Below are 3,462 nucleotides of genomic sequence, written 5' to 3' on the forward strand. Positions count from 1 at the left end.
ACTCAATTGTCTATCTTTTGGTATTAACCTGTTTGTGCCTTAAGTCCTTCCCTGTATGGATTTCAGCTACTTTTGGGCGTAGGTACTCTCATCGAATTTTATTTTAAGTTAATTATTTGCATAACAATTCCCGAAGAGCCAGAGTAGTTCACTATCAACTCTTAAGGCTGATGCGTTTCATTTTTGAATTGGCGCATGATATAATATCTGTTGAAAAACCAAAACAATTAACTAAAAACGATGCTAAGAGAAATTTTAGTCAACTCTTCAATATTGATCTTGAGTTTGACAGAGGTAGAATTTGCGGAAGCAAATCCTGTACAAACAAGTTTTTCAAGCCAATTTCCAGATGTATATTCACTTAAAAATAGCAGCAGAAAAACTAACTTTGAACCAAAACTATTGCATCAAAAACAAAATTATCTTGAGAGAAAGTCGAAAAAAATTAGTAATGATATTGTAGAAATTCCAATGGAGAAACAAAATCAGAGTTTTCCCTCCGAGCTAAATTCCAACCCTAGCCCCTTGCTTTTGCCAACTGAACAAGACATAAAGCAAAGTCAAGAACATTTAATAGCCATTACTTTAGAACAAGCAATCGAACTAGCAAAGCGCAACAATCAGCAATTAAAAATAGCCATCCTCCAATTAGAATCAAGTCGTGCCGGGTTAGCAGAAGCTATGGCTGCTCTGTATCCTAATTTATCATTTTCTACAACAGCAACGCGGGTTTTATCGGCTAGTGGTGAACTTGCCGCTCAGGCAAACGAAAAACAGCAAATCGCCACCCTCAATGGTTTTGAAACACAGCTACAAAATAGCCAAGCACTTGTTAATTTTCTGCAAGGGCGGGTTAATGCCAAGCAAGAGGAATTAGACCAAATTAACAACATTATTGTACCCTCCCCCCCCACCGATATAGCTCCCGATTTAGCGCAACAAATAGAAGCTCTAAGTCCTTTTTTTGTCCCGCAATCAGCCGTAACTCAATTAGCTGGACAGACCCAAATCCAAAAAAGCATTGAGCTAGAATTTTTAACGAGGGATTTGCAACAAGCTCAAACTTCATTGCAGTCACAGCAGAATCAGATTGCATCGACACGACAAAGTATTTCCCAAATTAGTAATTTTGTCACGACAACAGTAGATGGAAAACTCTCATTATCTTATAAAATCTATTCTCCTGGCAGACAGGCTAACATTAACTCGGCCAAAGAAACCCTAAGAATTAATGAATTGGAAGTGACGAAGATAGAAGATCAATTAATCCTAGATGTAGCTCTTGCTTATTACGATTTACAACAGGCTGATGCTCAGGTGTTGATTTTCCAGAACGATGTCAATGACCGAAGCAAAAGACTTGAAAGCATCGAATTAATGCTCAATGTTGGTTTAGCTACTAAGTTGGATTTACTCAATGCTCAAGTCGATTTAGATAATGCCATTCAGGAACTGCGGAATAATCAAGCAATCCAAAAAACAACCAGTCGAAATTTAGCAACTATCTTGAATTTGCCTGCTTCGATAACCCCGACATCGGCTGATCCCGTCAGTCAAACTGGAGTATGGCAGTTGCCTTTAGATGAAACTATCCTCTTAGCTTTTAAAAACCGCGTGGAGCTAGAGCAAAGATTAGCCCAACGTCAACGCAGTGGTGCCGAGCAACAGTTAGCCTTAGCTGCTATCAGACCAAGCCTCAGTCTTTTTGCTGAATATAATGTATTATCCCTTGCCACTGAAGATCCCAATCCCTTTAGCCCAAAGGGAACTGAGGATGGTTATGCTTTCGGTTTAAACTTTAACTGGCTTTTTTTTGACGGGGGAGCCGCAACCTCTAGAGCGAAACAAGCCGCCACAGGGATGGCAATCGCCGAGCAGCAGTATTCGGAAACAGCGAATAACATTCGCCTAGAAGTAGAAAGGGCCTATTATCAGCTACAACCCCAATTAAGGAATATTGAGACGGCTACTCAAAGTATCAAGCGAGCGGAAGAGGCACTTCAAGCAGCCGAAATCCGTTTTGATCTTGGGGTTAATACCCAAACGGAAGTACTCGATGCACGAAATCGTTTAGTTCGGGCTCAGAACAATTTAATCAATGCTATTATTACTTATAATCGTTCATTTGCTCAACTACAACGAGCCGCTGGCTTCAGACGTGGGAAAAATTAGCTGAAGAAACCTGAACTTTTCTGTCTTGACACAGACCGTTATTTTAGCTAATCTGTCAACTGAATAATTATCTAATTACAGGAGAAATCTATGTCAGCTATTCCCTTGTTAATCATGGAAGAACACCACGAAGCATTTTTTATTTGGAACTATGCTGTCTTAAACGGATGGATTCCGCCCAACAAAAACCTTTTACTTCATGTTGATGAACATTCGGACTTTGGTACTCCTAATCTATCCCACTCTCTTAACTCACTCAATGGTGACTTAGAAAATATTTATAACTTTACTTATACAGAATTAGGAATTGCAGATTTTATTATTCCCAGTATTTATCAGGGGATTTTTAATGAACTTTACTGGTTAAGACAAACCCATAATACTGAACAAACCGAGGTCATGAATCACGTTTTTTCCTTAAATGCGGAAGGAAAAATTTTATTTGTAACCGAAGATGTCAACAAGGCGGGACTCTTTAATCTCGATAGAAAACCTTTAAAAAATAAATTAATCACGACGACAGATTCCCTTGTCAATCAAGAAAAAACTGTAGTTGTGGATATCGATCTAGACTATTTTTCTTGCGATAACCAAGCGGGAGAAGTTTGGGAAATAGAAGTGAGTAAAGAAACCTATGAATCTTTCTTAAATAACCCCTATGATCCGACTCGGATTAAGCTAGGTGGAACCGCTAAGATGAAAGAGAAAAATGGTAAATCTTACTTTTATATGCAGCGGCCTATTATGGAATCTTTTCTCGAAAAAGACCGAGCATTAAAAGTTTCACAAGCAGAAATTCTTGAAAGAATCGAGAAGTTTAGCACCTTTCTCATTGAGAATAAAATCCAGCCTAAATTAATTGATATTTGTCGTTCGAGATTTAGTGGATATACCCCAGGCGATCAATGGCAATTTATTGAATCTAATTTGATCAAAAAACTACAGGATATCTATCCAGTAGAAGTAAAATCTATCCAAGATATTTTATCGATTAAAACTTAGCAACTTTGCCACTCATAAACACTGTCAATCGGGAGCAAGTCAGTTTTGCAGAAGAGTGCGCTGGAGACCGGTGGAAGAATCGAGTAAAATAGGGATATATCAAAGGAGGAAACGGTCAATGAACCCAGAAAACCAGAAAAAACTGGCTCTTCGTTACTTGGTATGGTTCGATAGGGGGTCATAAATCGACTAAATCCTTATCTCAGCAGCACCGTTTCCATTAATTAAACTTGCTAAGAAGTTAAAAGAAATCCATAGCCTATCAAATGATGGGCGCATCGATGGTTT

The 3,462-nt window shown here is 38.5% G+C and carries 2 protein-coding genes; both read left to right on the forward strand.

The window, feature by feature from the left end:
* Positions 1-240 precede the first annotated feature (240 nt).
* Positions 241-2,172: a TolC family protein gene (locus O9295_RS04250; RefSeq protein ID WP_288031949.1), complete on the forward strand. Its 1,932-nt coding sequence runs from the start codon at positions 241-243 to the stop codon at positions 2,170-2,172.
* A 90-nt stretch (positions 2,173-2,262) separates the two neighbouring features.
* The gene (locus O9295_RS04255) at positions 2,263-3,174 is read left to right on the forward strand and encodes a peptide arginase family protein (RefSeq protein WP_288031952.1); all 912 of its coding nucleotides are present in this window, start codon (positions 2,263-2,265) and stop codon (positions 3,172-3,174) included.
* Positions 3,175-3,462 lie beyond the last annotated feature (288 nt).

This window comes from Microcystis sp. LE18-22.4A (assembly GCF_027531105.1).
Taxonomy (GTDB): domain Bacteria; phylum Cyanobacteriota; class Cyanobacteriia; order Cyanobacteriales; family Microcystaceae; genus Microcystis; species Microcystis aeruginosa.